This window comes from Flammeovirga sp. EKP202 (genome assembly GCF_014534745.1).
Taxonomy (GTDB): Bacteria; Bacteroidota; Bacteroidia; order Cytophagales; family Flammeovirgaceae; genus Flammeovirga.
Genome location: NZ_JACVVP010000002.1, coordinates 97,046 through 113,137 on the forward strand (window position 1 = coordinate 97,046; position 16,092 = coordinate 113,137).

Below are 16,092 nucleotides of genomic sequence, written 5' to 3' on the forward strand. Positions count from 1 at the left end.
CTTTTCAATCTAAAAATTCACATCGGTTAAAAGTATTCCCTTTATAGAGACGCAATGCTTTGCGCCTCACGGACCACAACACTACACTTTTTGTAGCTTTAACTAAATCATTAAATATCTTTCAAACGCTCAGGAACAACGTGTCTTGAAAATACTTCTTCTTGTGTTTCAGGCGTTTTTACCCATTCCACGGTATCCCCTTTGACCATCACCATACCCGGACGAGGAAGGGCATTAAAATTACAAGTGTAAGGCTCGATGTACGACCCTGTATTCAAGAATGCAAGTGTATCTCCTTTTTCCAATTGAGGCATTTTATGCTGTTCAGCTAGGCAATCATAATTACAAGTGATTCCTACTAAATCTACCGGAATATCATACTTTTGATCCGCCTTATTACATGCCACTAAATCAAATGGAGGTACAACATTCAATCCTCCAACACTTAAAAATGTCTCTGAAGTATCTGTTTCTGCCCATCTATAATCCATTCCATTGGCTGTTTCGTGCTTCATGTTATGCACTTTAAATAAATGAATACCACTTTCATTATACATTGCGCGACCTGGCTCAATTTCCAAGATTACGCCCTCAGAAGAAAGGCCAATCGCTTTCATTCCGGTTCTAAAAGTTTCTGTGATTACCTTCGCAAAATCTTCTAAATGAGGTGTATCATAATCCGTTACGGCTACACGCGTTTCTTTATCCATTTCGGCAGGGAAACCACCACCAACAGAAACAATAGAAGGTGACCAGTTATTACCCACACCATCATGAATTTCTTTGATCATATCAACCACTGATTGTACCAATGATTGCCAGAAAATAGGCTTTTTAGAATGACGGCCTGCATGTGTGTGAACACCCACTAATTTTACATTTGGACAATCTGCAAACTGAGGTAACATTTCTCTTACTTCAGAAGTGGGTATACCGTATTTTACAGTTTGCGTCATTTCACGAATCAAACGGGCAGGGAAGAAATCAGATGGTTCATCAAGATCTTTCATATAAGGCTTGATACGCAACATCACATGTGCTTCTTTACCTAACTCCTTTGCTATTTTCTGACAAGTACCTAACTCATCTTTATTGTCCAATACAATATGAATTCCCAAATCAATGGCTTTACGGATAATGTCATCTGATTTGATTGAGCCGTTTACAGCAATATCTTCGTAAGGTACTCCACCTCTGATCGCTGTTTCTAATTCACCCGCTCCAAAAGTATCACAACCACAACCTGCTTTTGTCAAAACTCGTCGCACCGCTACGGTAGGGTTAGCCTTTACTGCAGCCATCACACGAATACGTCCTTCTGGATAGAACTTTTGAAAAGTATTTTGAAATGCTAAATAATTTTGAACTAAAATGTTTTCTGATACAACAAACAATGGAGTACCAAATTTCTTTGCGATTTCAACGGTATTGATGTCTTCAATGAATAAATTTCCATCTTTTACACTCAACAACGGATTCATTTTGATATCACTCATGATCATTATTTTTTTATAGTTTTTAATCTCTTATTTAAAGGAATACCACTAAAGCGAGTCGTGCCGTATGATTATCATCTTTGAAGATTCCTCTGTAGAATCCACTTAATTGTAGTTTCTCTGATAAGGCATACTGGGCAATAAACTCCTGTATATATCTATCATTTCGTTCCATACCCAAATTACTTGCGGTGTAAATGGGCGTTACTTGTAAAAACATTTTATCACTCAGTATAATTGGGGCAATCACTTGAAAGGAGATGCCATGCTGAGGATCTTGAAACAAACCAGGTCTTTCTATTACAGGACTTGATGTATATTGATAGGAGAGAATTGGGAAAGCTTGAATCCACTCGGCAATCATCAAGCCTACCGTCACCCCTGGCTGTATCAACCAAGCTCCTGAACCTAATCCGTGATCATAATTTCCTGTAGGAGCAAACACATCTACCGAAGGTCCAAAGGCTCCTAGAAATTTATCGTAGTTCTTGTAAGGCAAGTAAAAATACCTCGCTCTAAAATCTCCAATTCCAGTTTTGTCAGTACCGGTATTGTGTAATAATGGAAGCTCTGCCAAAATTAAATGTGCTTCACTAGGGGCCAACATAAACTCAGCTCTGTATCCATAGGTATCAGGACCATTTTTAGCATAATTATATTCCAAATGATTATACAATTGGGTATAAAAGTTGGTCGGTTTTGAAGCATCAATTTCCTCTTGAGCGAAAATGAAATGAGGTAAAAACAGCAGTAAAAAATAGAAGATAAATTGTTTCATAATTCTTAATTAAAATCCAGCTCTAATACTTACTCTTGCTAAGACATAATTGACAATGGGTACTAATGCAATCATGCCTATCAACCAAACCGTAAAGGAGATGTAGGATAAACCAACACAAATTAAGGCTACAACAGGATCGGCTAGAATTTCATTAGACAACACCTTGATTCTTTCTTCTGATAACTCTTCTTTCAGCATACCATTCTTTTTGGCGTGTTGTAATTTCCAATAGGAAAATATGCCTAATAGCCCCCATACACCACTGAAAATGGCCCTTGAGTCAGGTTGATCTGAGGTAAATTCAATATTCATTTCGAAGTAAGGGTAAAGACATAGTAAGAAGAAGAAACCGAAAGTGATCAATATTTGATTAAGGTTAATGTTCTTCATCGAATGATGTACCTCTACAAACTTGAACCAATGAATCATCAAAATTACAAACCCTGCCACATAAGGCAGAAAAGGCTTATCCCATATCAATTGAGCATCAATTACTTTATCTCCTTCCACAATTTCTGTTTCTACATCAAAAACAACTAACCCCAATATTGGTGTGGTCATGCTGATGGCAAACAACAGCATGCCTAAGTGTTTTATATAATCTAGAAAGTAGGAATAATCTCTTAGTTTTGGTGATCTCATATTAATATCGTTCTAACCATTCATCCACGCAATGATCAATAGAATTCAACCATACTTGGCGAGCTATTTCTTTTAACTTTGGAGAACAGTCCGCCTCCTCTACAATGAGTCTAGAACCTAAAAGTTGAAATCCCTCTGGTAAGCGTTCGAAATTGGTTTGAGCCCCCGCTTCAATGCTACCTGTATCTCTATACACATAATACGTTTTACCTACCTGACTGAAACAGATTCTCGACAAACACATTGGACAAGGTTCTTGAGAGGTGAATAAGGTGTATTCTCTCATTCTCGGTGTCTTATCATCACAAAGTCTATCTTCCAACTCATTCAAAAGCACCATCTCTGCGGGTAAATCTAATCGATGATAAGGTGCATTAGCTTTAGACATATTCTCTGCAATTACTTCATCATGATGTAAAAGACATCCCCCTACAGCAATACTCCCTGCTCTTCCTGCCCTTATTCCTTGTCGGATGGAAATAATGGACGGTCCATCATGTTTGTATCCTTCTGGGTTGGCTTCGTAATCGTTGAGTTGTTGCTCCAATTCCTCATAATTGTAGGCAGGAGTATCAAATTTCAGTATCGGCTTTTCATTTGTATTACACATAACAGTAATCTTTAAATTTTACCAATCTATTCTTTTCCTATCGGTGAAAAAACCTGCAGTAGAACTAATACCTTATATTAAATCAGTTATTAATGCTACTTTTTTCATGGTAAACTTTGATTCAATCGGGAGAGACTATAAGCCCATATTTAGATATGGACTTATAGTGAGAATTTTATAATCCTGGAGCCATACCACCGTGCACCGGAAGTACAACACCTGTAATATAACTTGCTGCTGGAGAAGCCAGGTAAACAATTGCCTCTGCAATTTCACTTGGTTCAGCCGGACGTCCCAACGGAATTCCTGCATTCTCTTTTGCCGCTGCTTCTTCTACAGAACATCCCTCTGCTTCCGCAATTGCCTTGTAAGCCTCTTGTAACATATCGGTGTTGATGGCCCCTGGAGCCACTACATTGGCACGAATACCTTTTGATGCTTGCTCAATGGCCAACACTTTCGTTGCTCCTACTAATGCATGTTTTGTAGCTACATAAGGGTAAGGCATTCCCATACCTGCCGCAATACCAGCTGTAGAGGCTACGTTTACGATTGCTCCACCACCTGATTTTTCCATCGCTGGAATCGCTCCTTTACAAACAGCCAATGCACCTTTGACATTTACTGCATAATTGGCGTCCCAATCTTTATCTGTATTCTCATCTAGTAAAGCAGATCCAAAGCCAACTCCTGCATTGTTCACTACGATATCCAAAGTACCGTAAGCATCTAATACTTGTTGAATGGCAGCGTCTACTTGAGCAGCATCTGAAACATCAACTAAAACGCCCATAGCTTCTCCACCATTACACTTGATTGCATCAACATTGGCTTCCATTCCTTCTTTGGAACTGTTACGTCCTGTCAATACTACTTTAGCTCCTAATTCTGCTAATTTATCCGCAATGGCTTTTCCTAAACCTTTTGTTTTTGTAGCACCTGTCACTAGGGCTACTTTGTTTTCAAGAAGTTTCATTTTCAATATTTTTATCTACAGAAAGCTTGGATAAGTGGGACGTCTATTATGCAACGTCCCATTACCAAAAAGAAGATAGTTTCTGTAGTTATAACCTTTAATATATTACTTTTGAGCTTCCCACTCTTGTCTTAAACTTTCTTCAGAAAGACCGTATCTTCCTGCCTGAGTTTTAAAGAATGGCTCCCAGTGAGAATCCAATACCTCCACGATTTCCTCGTTTTTAATGATTGACTCATAGCCTCTTGCACCTGGCATACCTGGTTTTCTTTGTCCCGGACGAGCTGGTGAATCCTCGATAGCTTGAGCAAAACGATCAGATTTCGCTAAAACTTCACCCAATGGACCAAATACTGAAGGGTCAATACAGATAAAGTAAGAACCACCTACTGAAGTTCCATCTGCCTTTTTGTCAACAATATCTCCTAATGATGGCACCTCTGGAGTGATAATACCACCTGGATTGATAATTCCTGAAAGTAATTCGTTGAATAAGTTCAACATGTATACTCTTGGATTGGAAAGCTGTTGGAAAGCTGACTGATTGTACACACGGCCATATCCTTCAATTGGCTCTGCATAAGGCGCTAAATCGTTTGAAAGCTCTCCTGTTTCTGGATCTATCACATAGTCACCTTTTAACTTGGTACCTTGAAGAACTGCTTGTGCTGTATCGGCGTCATACCACTCACATAATTTTGTAGACATCCATACTGGTGGTTTCTCACCTGCCGGACCAATACCATCAAATGGTGGTACTGAAATGGTATTTGACATACCACCTAACGGTGAACACATCGGTACAGAGTTGTTAGAAGTTAATGCCACACAACCTGCCTTTGATGCCATCCAAGTGTAGGCTCCAAACGATCCAGCGTCATTATGATTATGACCAAAAACAATGGCAATACCATGTTTTTTCGCTTTTTCGATAGCCATATTCGCCATCTTCGTCAACGTCCAGTAACCCGACGAACGCTTACCGTCAATTGATGCCCAAGTATCGCCTTCTGCTACTACTTCCGGTTCTGCTTTAATATCTAATAATCCTGATTGGTGCATGATATCAATTGCCTCATACACACCCAAACCTTGATTTAATTTCCCTTGACGAATACCTAACATTAAAGCATCTGCAACGGCATCTCCATGTTCTTCTGATGCTCCTGCTGCCATCCAAGTTCTTTTTAAAGCATAACGTAAGAAATCTGCGTTGGTCGATTTTGTTTTTCCTTGTGCTCCCATCGTAGTGTTTTTTAAAATTGTCAGAAAATATTTTTAGGATGTGAAGCTGTCGCAAAACCAATGTATAAGGTTTACTTTGAGATATTACGACAGCCTTTATATATGTTTAATGAGATCGCTTATTCTGAAGCTAAAGTGTTGTAAGCGTCAATACTCATACCGGCAGTAAAACCACCGTCAACACCGATCACTTGACCGTTAACAAAGTCACAGTCTTTTGCTGAAAGGAAGTGAATCAATGAAGCCACTTCTTCAGGTTCAGCAATTCTTCCTAGAGGAACAGCTTTATGTTCCATTCTTAATTGAGGTTGTCCTTCAGGCGTGTTGGCCATTGGAGTATTGACAGAAGTAGGAGCGATTACATTGGCTCTGATTCCTCTACTTCCCAACTCTACTGCAGCCGTTTTTGTGATACCTACAACAGCCCATTTCGAAGCAACATAAGGTGCTAAATAAGCGACACCTTGTACTGCTGCAGCGGAAGCTACATTGACAATTCTACCACCATCATTCATTTGAGGTACTCCGAATTTGATACCGTGTACTACACCTTTTGTGTTGATAGCGAAATTCTTATCAAAGTTTTCAATATCCGTTTCCATCATGGTATCATACCCGAAATTGGCTCCGGCATTGTTAACAAGGATATCAATTTTACCGTAGACTTCTACTGTTTTATTGACCATTGCTTCCACAGATTCAGCACTCGACACGTCACATTGAACGAATGTTGCTCCAATTTTCTCAGCGATTTCAGTACCGTCTTTACGACCTGAAATCACCACTTTTGCACCTGCTGCAATAAAACGTTCTGCTGTTTTTAAACCGATACCTGAAGTACCACCAGTCACGATCGCAACTTGGCCTTCTAATGAAAAGAAATTTGCCATGATATTTTTTAGGGTTAATATTTTAGATCTAACAGATAAAATTACAGTGTCACGTTACCAAAAGCTTGTGGCCAGTTCGTAGGGTGGTTTTCACCTCCATTTCTACGTTTCACATCAGCTGCTAACCAACAAAGGATTTTCCAGCTTAAGCCTGCCGCTATGTAACCGAATGTTTTGGCAGGGTCATTTTGAGGAGCGTATTCCACTACATCTGCTCCCACCAAATTCACTTTACCTGACATACGTACTAATTTCAACACATCATATACCCAATTGGCATCCAAACCAAATGGCTCCACTGCCGATGACGCAGAATTGTACACTGGATCTAAACAATCTAAATCGAGAGAAATATATGTGGGCCCATCGCCTACCACTTCAATAATTTTATCTGCCATTTCTCTTGGCGACATTACTCTTGCTTCATCAGCAAAGTATACGTTTGTACCGAAGTTTTTCGCATGACCACCTACAAGTCCTGTCATTCTTCCACGGATACCAATTTGAATCATTCTTTCAGGGTCTACATTTCCTTTCGCAAAGTTTTGTGTAAACATATTACCTGAGTGATATGGATAAGGGAAATCCGCTTCAGTGACTAAGTCATAATGAGCATCAAAGTGAATCACTGAAAGTGGTCCGTAAGTTTCACCTAACGTTAATAAAGGTGCTACTGTAACGGTATGGTCACCACCCCACATAAATGGAACGATATGATTGTCACAAACAATTTTTCTATAATGCTCAATAGCATGTTCCATTTCACCTGCTAAGTCAAACTGACCATACGTATCAATGGTACCGTAGTCAATAATGTTAGCAAAGTCAAAAGGGATATCAAACTCACCGTTGATCCATGGTTCAGTAGTACCCATAAAGTTTTTAGAAAGCTCTCTTAATGCCTTAGGACCGTACTTATGAGAAGAGTTCATTGGTGCCGACTTTTCAAAAGGCATACCAATCACAGCAATATCAGCATCTTCTAGATCTCTTGAGAATGGAGCCATAAAAGCACCCAAGTAGTCTTTGTTGATATTACTCAAGAATTCAATTCCTTGGCCACCACCCATTGTTTTTACTCTTTCTAAGTGAGCTCTAACATCTGGATGAACCTCGTCTCTACTTGTAGAATTTTTCCAAAGGTCTTGGTACTTTTCTAATCTTTCTTGAGGAATTGGTGGATACTTTTTGATTTCCTTTTTCATAGTAATCTTAAATTTATCTTAGTAATAACTTTATTTTAAAGTAGTGTAGGTTTTGTAGTTAAACCTATATTTATTCAATCGTTCGAATTATAATTGAGTAGTTAAAAAACAGATGCCTTTTCGGCGCCTGCAAATTACTTAACGGTACTAGGGAGCATAAAGTTTCAGGGTAAGGTACAAGAATTTTGTGAACAACATCGAATTGATAGGTATTGGGTTATTAAAATAAGGTTTTATGAGAAATGTAATTGTCTCTATTGGGTTTTACAATACTAAAAACTAATTATCATGATCTCAAAAAAAAGCTCATTTCTTCAAACTAAAATTCATAAACAACTGAAAAGCAAATATTTAAAATTATTTACATTCAAAAAAAAGTGTTTAATTTTCGTGATATTTCACTAAAAGAAATAAGACTGACTGTATTTTATTCTACTTGACTTCTGATTTTAATGTCTTTTGTAATAGAGAGTTTTTTCATTTTAGATCTTAATGTCGCTTCATTTATTCCTAAAATTTCAGAAGCACTGTTTTTACCACTGATCTTCCAATTTGATAAATTTAAAATCTCAATGATGTACTTCCTTTCATGATCATAAAGATTCAAATAAGTACTTTCATGCTTTGTTTTCTTATTCATATATTCTTCAAACCCCTTAAGACGAAGTGTTTTTCCTGTTGATGCCAAAACTGCTTTTTGGAGTATATACCTCAATTCCTTGATGTTTTCTGGCCAATCATAAGATTGTAATTTTTTAATACATGCCATAGAAATGGAAAGGGGTTCTATATTATTACTTCTACAAAATTGATCCACAAAGAAATTGGTGAGGTAAGGAATATCAGCCAAACGATTTTTCAACTGAGGTAGGTGAATGGTATAAATACTTAAATATTGATACAGCTCCATATTGAACTCCTTCTTTCTGACTAACTGTAATAAATCTGTTGTTGTGGTGATGATAAATCTAATGTTATATTGGAGGCGTGCATTTTCTTTTTCCTTTAAGAGGTCTAGTAAATACTCTTGGTCTTTGACTGACATATTCTCAATGTTAGACAAAGTCAATGTTCCATGGTTAGCCACGTCTAATATACTTTTGTTGGAATATTCGGCTCCGGACTTACTTTCATAATAACGGGATTGGAAAATAGATTTAATTGAAGAATGACAATTATAAACGATGCTGGGTTTACCTGATCTATTACTTTTCTCAATAATCATATCCGCCACATAATTCTTTCCTGTTCCTTTAGCCCCCTCAATTAGAACTGTACTTTTATAATTTGCGATCCGTGATACTTCCTGTTCAATACTCGAAGCAAAACTTCCGACAAACAATTCATTCGGTTTGTTCTTTTGAGACTCTACTTTTAGAATCGTATTCTCTTGCTCCAATTCCTCTGTCAATTGATGCAGTTCTATTAAAGTCTCCTGCAGTTTCTTTTGTTCTCGCCTTCTCTCCGTGATATCATAACCTAATAAGTAGGTCTGAAGATTTCCATTTATATCTAATGTTATTGTGGAGCACTTTAAATATTTAAAAGGGCGACATTTACTTTTATAAACCATTAAATCTCCTCCATCTCCTTCTGGGTATTCCTCAAGAATCGTTTGAATGTCATTACCTAAGAGCTGACTCCCAAAAACATCCTCTGAATAATTATTTTGAAAATTGATTTCCTGATGCACATCAAAGCCTATCACGTATAATTTTACTTCTTTGATTAGTCTATTAAAATTTTGGGATACGTGATACAACTCTTCTTTATTTTTTGTCCCTATATATAGGTCTGAAATGAGGTCAATGTTAAAAAGTAATATTGAAAAGATAATCGCATATTCTGATGTATAAACTGAAACCGCAATGATGCCAACATCAATCAAAACATCATAAATATTACTGACGAGGAACAGAAACAGCACAGCAATATGAATTTGAAACTTTAAATTACTCTTATTGAAATTCGAAATGGAAATCATCCAAATAAAATAAATCACACTACTTCCATAAAACACGAGAACGGATAAATCGTAAATTTCAGAAGAGGTCCCCTTCAATATGTAATACTTCTGATGCCCTAGCAAAAAGAATTCAATGATTTGAAATTGACCATCAAACATAAAACTTGTATTCTCTACAAACAGCACCAAAGTGATGACTAAAGTGATGATCGTAATACCATAAAACGGTACTTTTCCTCTTCGCTTATTGTAAAAATAAAGGACTAAAAAAATAGACTCCATCAGCATTAAATAGGTAAAAACAACCAATGCAAGAAGTTGTCTATATCTTTCTACATCACTTTCCATATGCATAAAAGTAGTAGATAACACAAACAAACTTGAAAGTATACATATACCGCTATACGTGAGTTGAATTTTCTTTTGCTTCGTTAAAAGGTAGTTCAGGATGTATAAAATTGATAGTGCGATAAAAACCCCTGCAAGAATCAGGTTCAAAGTAGAGAGTATTCCCATTTTAAAATTTCGAGATATAGTTAATTGCTTTATTAAAAATAAGAATTTATTGGAATAAAATATATTTGTCACTCACATATCATGCACATTGTTAAGGTAATAGTCACTTAACAATAGTGAACAGTATAACATAAAACACAACTATTTTTATTAATCATTCGTTCGATTAAATAATTTAAGACCATCGTTGACTTAATTCTTTATACCATGTTATGTAAGATCAAACTAAAAAATACGGACGAAAACGCATTAATTTCTATTCAAACGTTTGAGTTTATAGAGAGTAATGAATATTATAAAAAAATTGGATTTCTTGAAAACCTTAGAAAGCATGTCAGTGGTTATGTTTTCTTTCAGAAAAATTATCCTACAAAAAATGGACAGTATCAAAATATTACAATCTATCTGCATAAACTCGTTGCTGAAGCTTTTGTTGAAAAACCAGATTCTGAAAAAAGACTTTTTGTAAGGAATAAGAATGGAGATACGCTAGACTGTAGGGAAGAAAATCTAGAATGGGTGACGATGGCCGACTTGAGAAGACATCAAAAACATAGAAATAAAACAGGTTATAGAGGTGTGGTGCAAGTGAGTAAAAATTCTTTTCGTGCCGTATTATATTCAGGTGGACAACGACATGACTTAGGTGTTTATAAGACGGCAAAAGAAGCCGCTGATGCTTATAATAAATATTCGGAAAAGCACTTTGGAGAAACTAAAGGTTTGAATAGAGTACATGCGGCCTCCAATAAAAATAAGTGATGATGTAAGTTATATATAACAAAGGCCTAGAGTGAAAATCACTTTAGGCCTTGTATTGTATGTCTTTGGTGTGCTCTTATTGGAAAATCGTAGTCCAATCGTTGATACTTAACGTACCAAATCCTTTCTCTTTACACTCAGAAATGTATTGTTCAGGTTTATCGTATTCTCCAGATTCTTTATGATCATGAATAACTAAAAATGATTGATGCGTAGCATATTCCATCATTTCATAATCTCCTGCCGAGTTTCCAAAAGCAAACATAGGCTGATACCCTGCTTCTTTTAAGTTTTGAACTTTCCCCTCATGTTCATTGACCCTAACAGACATTTTTGTCCCAATTACATCATCGAACATCGGAAGACTTGTCTTTGCTGCAACTTGTGCAAAGTACTCTTCAGATGCTGTACATAAAATAACTTTAAAGTCGTTAGCCTTTAAATACTCTACTAATTCCAGCATTGGTTTATATACTCTCGCTTGATGATCAGAAAAGTACTCATCCACATATTGTTTGTAATTTTCATCTTTTGTTAAAGCAACTAATGCCTTCACCAAATCGTCTTTAGATTTGATTTCTGCATCTGAATATTTTTTAGTGAAAAGTGCTATTTCATAGGTTGGAGATTCTGTAATCATCGTTCCATCCATATCAAATGTAGCAATCCTTCCCTTTTTAGGTGCCTTTTTGATCATTTTAATCATTTCGCTCCTCATTGGCTCATTCCAACTCACTAAATCTTGTGCATTAACCATACTAGATACAAGTAATGAAATAACTGCAACAAGGAAAAATTTATATTTTTTCATCATATCAATTTAATGGGTAAATAATAGTTTATAAATTATAAACGTTGGACATCAAACAAAGTTTCGTTTTGTATTAAAATTTAGTGAAATCAATTTTTATATACTTCCATTACATGAATTGTTTATAATTTCTCATTGCAAATTCACATCCATCAATCCACCTCTTCTAATAGAACAAATTGGCTTATTTGATGAACATATAAGTACATTCTTACAATCTTTCTATACCGTTTATCTAAGAGTATTATTTGTACATACGTGATTTAAATTAATTCATTTTTAGATACGGAGATGAAAAAAGTATTATTATCTATCCTTGCGTTTATCACTATTCTTCCTGCAATGGCGGGTGATAAGCCAAGTAAAAAGTCGCCAAAGAAACCTAACATTGTCATTCTTTGGGGAGACGATATCGGACAATTCAACTTGTCTTTCTGGAACAGAGGACAAATGGGGTATATGACTCCTAACATCGACAGAATCGCTGAAGAAGGTATTGCATTTACTGACTACTACGGTGAGCAATCTTGTACGGCTGGTAGATCTGCATTTATGACAGGTCAAAGCCCAATCCGTTCTGGTTTATCTAAAGTAGGTATGCCTGGTGCACCTGCAGGATTCAAAAACGAGCACCCATCTATTGCTTGGTTATTGAAAAGAGAAGGTTATGCTACTGCACAATTTGGTAAAAACCACTTTGGTGACAGAGACGATCAATTACCTACAAACCACGGTTTCGATGAGTTCTTTGGTAACTTATACCACTTGAACGCTGAAGAGGAGCCAGAGCATGAGGACTACCCTAAAGAGGAGTGGTTCAAAGAAAAATTTGCTCCAAGAGGTGTCATCCACTCTTATGCTGATGGTAGAGTATCTGATACGGGTCCATTGACAAAGAAAAGAATGGAAACTGTAGACCGTGAAATCACTGACAGAACTTTAGAGTGGTTAGACGAAAAAGCTGAAGACGACAAGCCATTTTTCTTATGGTACAACACGGTAGGTATGCACTACCCTACTTACCCTGCGGAAGACATCAAAGGTATTTCTGGAATGGAAGGTGATACTTTCTATGCTGATGCAATGGTAGATCACGATAGAAACATCGGTAAGATTTTAGAGAAATTAGAGAAACTAGGTATGATGGAAAACACTATCATCATGTACTCTACTGACAACGGTCCTCACTACAACGAATGGCCTGACGGTGCTGTAACTCCATACAGATCTGAGAAAAACACGAACTGGGAAGGTGGTTATAGAATTCCTTGTCACGTAATGTGGAAAGGTACTATTCCTGAAGGAAAAGTATTGAACGGTATTGTTTCTCACCAAGACTGGTTACCTACTTTATTATCAGCAGCAGGTGTTGAAAACATCAAAGAAGAGATTGAATCAGGTATTTCTTATATGGGAAGAGACGTTCAAACTACGATCGATGGTTACAACATGCTTCCATACTTCAAAGGAGAAGTAGAAGAATCACCAAGAGATACTTTTATCTATACTTCTGATGATGGTGATATCACTGCACTCAGAATGGGTGACTGGAAAGTAGTTTTTATGGAGCAAAGAGCGAAGACTTTAGCGTTATGGTTAGAGCCATTTGTAGAGTTGAGAGCTCCAAAAGTATTCAATATCAGAAGAGATCCATACGAGCGTGCTGATACAGATTCGAACTCGTACTGGCACTGGTTATCGAAAAGAACATTCTTCTTATACAAAGGTGGTTACACTGCAGGACAGTTTATCCAATCATTATATAAATACCCTCAAATCCAATCTATTGACAGCTTCACTATCGACAAAGTGATGGATCAGTACAATAAATGGAACGAGGATAGATTAAAATCTCAGAAATAGTTTAATAGCTAAAAACTAAAACAACAAGAGGGTGTTCGGTATGCCCTCTTCTTTTTACCTCTAGTTTTTTAACTAGAGGTTTCTTTTTATCTTAATCATATGAAAGTATTCAATTTCAAAGAAGGTTCAATGAAAGGGTTGATTACTCAACTTCAAGAACGCGTTGGAGGTGTATACCACAAACAGAAATACACGAATAATAATGAAGCCCTCAAAGTTAAGATTAAGTACTTCCAACTGCATGAAGGAATAGAAGTCTCTGTCAATTCTTATGTTTTCTCCGAAGATGTAAATATTCAATTTCAAGGAGATGTGGATAATCAAAGATATATTTGTTTTCGGTTTGCATACACTGAAGATATTGTGAAGAGCAAAATATCAGAGCTACCAAACATCTCTCCTTCTGGGGGAATGATTGTATATGACACTTCAGTGAGTACAGAAATAAATATAAAAAAAGGGTTACATTATCAATGGGTTGGTGTACGAATAAAAAAAGATATCATTGATAATGAAGAACACTTATTCAAAGAATTTTTCGGGGATATATTTTCTAATGAAAAAGGACAAGAGTGGCTTATTTATGATACCATACCATTAGAAATTCATATTCTGCTAAAAGATATCTTCAATATAAAGGAGTCAAAACCACTCATCGTTCAAAATTCATTATTGGTTGGTAAAGCGAGTGAAATGCTCAGTATTTTCTATGATCGAATATTATCTAGAAAGCATAAGATTACTTCTAAAAACCTACATTCTGAAGATTTTGAACAATTGATGAAAGTGAAAGACTTTATTTTATCCTCATTGGATTATGTTCCTTCATTAGACGAATTAGCAGAATTGTATGGTTATTCTATCTCCAAATTAAGAAGAGATTTCCAGCAGGTTTTTGGTACTTCTGTTATCAAATTTCATTTGAACTATCGACTTGAAAAAGCCAAAATTTTGCTTGCTACGGAATCAAATAACATCCAAAATATATCAAGAGCCTGCGGTTTCAAATCAAGTTCAAAATTCTCTTTCTACTTCAAGAAAAAATATAATATGACACCTAAAGAAGTAGCGAAAAGGTACCAAGGTAATTTGCTTTAACCTTATACTACATCAAGAATTTCTTTCATATCATGAAACACCTTAATGCCTTTTGAAGTGAACTTCTCTTCGTCTTGATGTCCCACATAAACCATTACATCAAAACCTCCATTTTGGGCTGCTACAACTCCTGACATACTATCTTCAATCACTACACATTCTGAGGGTTTCATACCTAAATGTTCCGCTGCCGTGACAAAGACTTTTGGATCTGGCTTCCAAGCTTGAAGATCATAAGCACTAAACATGTTTCCTTCAAAATAAGGATACAAACCTGTCGTTTTTAAATTCAACTCCATTTTACTCATAGGACCATTAGAAGCTACGGCAAAAGGTATCTTTAAATTGGAAACAACCTCTTTGATTCCCTCAATAGGTTGAATATCATTTGAGAAGGCTTCAAAAGTTTTCTGGCGGAATTGTTTTTCAAAATCATCATCTAAAGTAATCTGATACTCTTCTTCCACGTACTCTAAGATCTGATCAAAAGCTTTTCCTGTAAGGGTTTTAATCGCATGATCATAGCTCATTTTTGCACCATAGGCACTAAATAGCTCAATAAAAACATTCATCGTGATCGACTCTGAGTCGACTAATACGCCATCACAATCAAAAATTATCGCTTTATATTTCACGGTTTAATAGTTTGTTTGTATTGATATAAAAAGAGACTGTTTCAAAACTTGATGAAACAGTCTCCTTATTTTCTCTAAAAACTAGAGATTATAATTTTTTTACTTCTGGTAATTCAGCATCACCTTCTTCCTTGATAATCTCAATAGCAAGGATTTTATCGTTTGCACGGATATCGTCTACAACTTCAACACCTTCAACTACTTTACCGAAACAAGTGTGGTTACGGTCTAAGTGAGAAGTTTGTGCACGGCTATGGCAAATAAAGAATTGAGATCCACCAGTGTTTCTACCTGCGTGAGCCATTGATAAAACGCCACGATCGTGGTATTGGTTATCACCGTCTAACTCACATGCAATTCTATATCCAGGACCACCTGCACCTGTACCGTCAGGACAACCACCTTGAATTACAAAATTAGGAATTACTCTGTGGAAAGTTAATCCATCATAGTAGTTATGCAACGCTAAGTCTACAAAGTTTGCTACCGTATTTGGAGCATCTTCTTGGTAGAACTCTACTGTCATATCTCCTTTTTCAGTTTTAATGATTGCTTTCATCTCAATATTTTTTTGAATGATAAATTAATCGATTTGC

15 protein-coding genes are annotated in these 16,092 nt (G+C 36.4%); 3 read left to right on the top strand and 12 right to left on the bottom strand.

All coding sequences use genetic code 11. The features are described 5' to 3' along the window. Positions 1-110: 110 nt before the first annotated feature. The 9 genes from IC221_RS01500 to IC221_RS01540 all read right to left on the bottom strand — a co-directional run bounded on the left by IC221_RS01500 (position 111) and on the right by IC221_RS01540 (position 10,327). Positions 111-1,496: an alanine racemase gene (locus tag IC221_RS01500; protein ID WP_188167284.1), complete on the bottom strand. Its 1,386-nt coding sequence runs from the start codon at positions 1,494-1,496 to the stop codon at positions 111-113. Positions 1,497-1,530: 34 nt separating this feature from the next. Further along, entirely contained in the window at positions 1,531-2,274 is a 744-nt protein-coding gene (locus tag IC221_RS01505) for a hypothetical protein (RefSeq protein WP_188167285.1), read from the bottom strand. Positions 2,275-2,283: 9 nt separating this feature from the next. Next, complete coding sequence (locus IC221_RS01510) at positions 2,284-2,919, bottom strand: TMEM175 family protein (RefSeq protein WP_188167286.1); 636 nt, start codon at positions 2,917-2,919, stop codon at positions 2,284-2,286. Between the two features lies 1 nt (position 2,920). Further along, complete coding sequence (locus IC221_RS01515) at positions 2,921-3,529, bottom strand: hypothetical protein (RefSeq protein WP_188167287.1); 609 nt, start codon at positions 3,527-3,529, stop codon at positions 2,921-2,923. 175 nt (positions 3,530-3,704) lie between these two features. Continuing rightward, positions 3,705-4,505 carry an SDR family NAD(P)-dependent oxidoreductase gene (locus IC221_RS01520; RefSeq protein ID WP_188167288.1) on the bottom strand — a complete coding sequence of 267 codons (801 nt, stop codon included), beginning with the start codon at positions 4,503-4,505 and terminating at the stop codon, positions 3,705-3,707. A 105-nt stretch (positions 4,506-4,610) separates the two neighbouring features. Continuing rightward, the gene (locus tag IC221_RS01525) at positions 4,611-5,750 is read right to left on the bottom strand and encodes an Ldh family oxidoreductase (RefSeq protein ID WP_188167289.1); all 1,140 of its coding nucleotides are present in this window, start codon (positions 5,748-5,750) and stop codon (positions 4,611-4,613) included. A gap of 119 nt (positions 5,751-5,869) precedes the next feature. Next, positions 5,870-6,640 carry an SDR family NAD(P)-dependent oxidoreductase gene (locus IC221_RS01530; RefSeq protein WP_188167290.1) on the bottom strand — a complete coding sequence of 257 codons (771 nt, stop codon included), beginning with the start codon at positions 6,638-6,640 and terminating at the stop codon, positions 5,870-5,872. Positions 6,641-6,681: 41 nt separating this feature from the next. Beyond that, positions 6,682-7,845, bottom strand: coding sequence for an arginase family protein (locus IC221_RS01535; RefSeq protein ID WP_188167291.1), 1,164 nt, complete (start codon positions 7,843-7,845; stop codon positions 6,682-6,684). Positions 7,846-8,272: 427 nt separating this feature from the next. Continuing rightward, positions 8,273-10,327, bottom strand: a complete 2,055-nt coding sequence (locus tag IC221_RS01540) for a sigma-54 dependent transcriptional regulator (protein WP_188167292.1) — start codon at positions 10,325-10,327, stop codon at positions 8,273-8,275. A 207-nt stretch (positions 10,328-10,534) separates the two neighbouring features. On the opposite strand from IC221_RS01540, the gene IC221_RS01545 reads away from it, so the two are divergent. Beyond that, a complete protein-coding gene (locus IC221_RS01545; RefSeq protein WP_188167293.1) occupies positions 10,535-11,089 on the top strand; it encodes a Pathogenesis-related transcriptional factor and ERF protein in 555 nt (184 codons plus the stop codon). A 76-nt stretch (positions 11,090-11,165) separates the two neighbouring features. Here the strand turns inward: IC221_RS01545 and IC221_RS01550 are convergent, their stop codons facing one another. Further along, the gene (locus IC221_RS01550; RefSeq protein ID WP_188167294.1) at positions 11,166-11,900 is read right to left on the bottom strand and encodes an HAD family phosphatase; all 735 of its coding nucleotides are present in this window, start codon (positions 11,898-11,900) and stop codon (positions 11,166-11,168) included. Between the two features lie 291 nt (positions 11,901-12,191). Here IC221_RS01550 and IC221_RS01555 point away from each other — a divergent pair, with 291 nt between their 5' ends. Further along, positions 12,192-13,763: an arylsulfatase gene (locus IC221_RS01555; RefSeq protein WP_223241261.1), complete on the top strand. Its 1,572-nt coding sequence runs from the start codon at positions 12,192-12,194 to the stop codon at positions 13,761-13,763. A 99-nt stretch (positions 13,764-13,862) separates the two neighbouring features. Then, positions 13,863-14,861, top strand: a complete 999-nt coding sequence (locus IC221_RS01560; RefSeq protein ID WP_188167295.1) for an AraC family transcriptional regulator — start codon at positions 13,863-13,865, stop codon at positions 14,859-14,861. Between the two features lie 2 nt (positions 14,862-14,863). Here IC221_RS01560 and IC221_RS01565 read toward each other — a convergent pair whose 3' ends face one another. Beyond that, entirely contained in the window at positions 14,864-15,496 is a 633-nt protein-coding gene (locus tag IC221_RS01565; protein ID WP_188167296.1) for an HAD family hydrolase, read from the bottom strand. An 88-nt stretch (positions 15,497-15,584) separates the two neighbouring features. After that, a complete protein-coding gene (locus IC221_RS01570) occupies positions 15,585-16,055 on the bottom strand; it encodes a peptidylprolyl isomerase (protein ID WP_044207744.1) in 471 nt (156 codons plus the stop codon). Positions 16,056-16,092 lie beyond the last annotated feature (37 nt).

Excerpts from the sequence above, each read along its gene's own strand:
- IC221_RS01555 (WP_223241261.1), top strand. The coding sequence starts at position 12,192 with ATGAAAAAAGTATTATTATCTATCCTTGCGTTTATCACTATTCTTCCT.
- IC221_RS01505 (WP_188167285.1), bottom strand. The coding sequence starts at position 2,274 with ATGAAACAATTTATCTTCTATTTTTTACTGCTGTTTTTACCTCATTTC.
- IC221_RS01550 (WP_188167294.1), bottom strand. The coding sequence starts at position 11,900 with ATGAAAAAATATAAATTTTTCCTTGTTGCAGTTATTTCATTACTTGTA.
- IC221_RS01560 (WP_188167295.1), top strand. The coding sequence starts at position 13,863 with ATGAAAGTATTCAATTTCAAAGAAGGTTCAATGAAAGGGTTGATTACT.
- IC221_RS01520 (WP_188167288.1), bottom strand. The coding sequence starts at position 4,505 with ATGAAACTTCTTGAAAACAAAGTAGCCCTAGTGACAGGTGCTACAAAA.
- IC221_RS01500 (WP_188167284.1), bottom strand. The coding sequence starts at position 1,496 with ATGAGTGATATCAAAATGAATCCGTTGTTGAGTGTAAAAGATGGAAAT.
- IC221_RS01540 (WP_188167292.1), bottom strand. The coding sequence starts at position 10,327 with ATGGGAATACTCTCTACTTTGAACCTGATTCTTGCAGGGGTTTTTATC.
- IC221_RS01570 (WP_044207744.1), bottom strand. The coding sequence starts at position 16,055 with ATGAAAGCAATCATTAAAACTGAAAAAGGAGATATGACAGTAGAGTTC.
- IC221_RS01510 (WP_188167286.1), bottom strand. The coding sequence starts at position 2,919 with ATGAGATCACCAAAACTAAGAGATTATTCCTACTTTCTAGATTATATA.
- IC221_RS01530 (WP_188167290.1), bottom strand. The coding sequence starts at position 6,640 with ATGGCAAATTTCTTTTCATTAGAAGGCCAAGTTGCGATCGTGACTGGT.
- IC221_RS01545 (WP_188167293.1), top strand. The coding sequence starts at position 10,535 with ATGTTATGTAAGATCAAACTAAAAAATACGGACGAAAACGCATTAATT.
- IC221_RS01535 (WP_188167291.1), bottom strand. The coding sequence starts at position 7,845 with ATGAAAAAGGAAATCAAAAAGTATCCACCAATTCCTCAAGAAAGATTA.
- IC221_RS01525 (WP_188167289.1), bottom strand. The coding sequence starts at position 5,750 with ATGGGAGCACAAGGAAAAACAAAATCGACCAACGCAGATTTCTTACGT.
- IC221_RS01515 (WP_188167287.1), bottom strand. The coding sequence starts at position 3,529 with ATGTGTAATACAAATGAAAAGCCGATACTGAAATTTGATACTCCTGCC.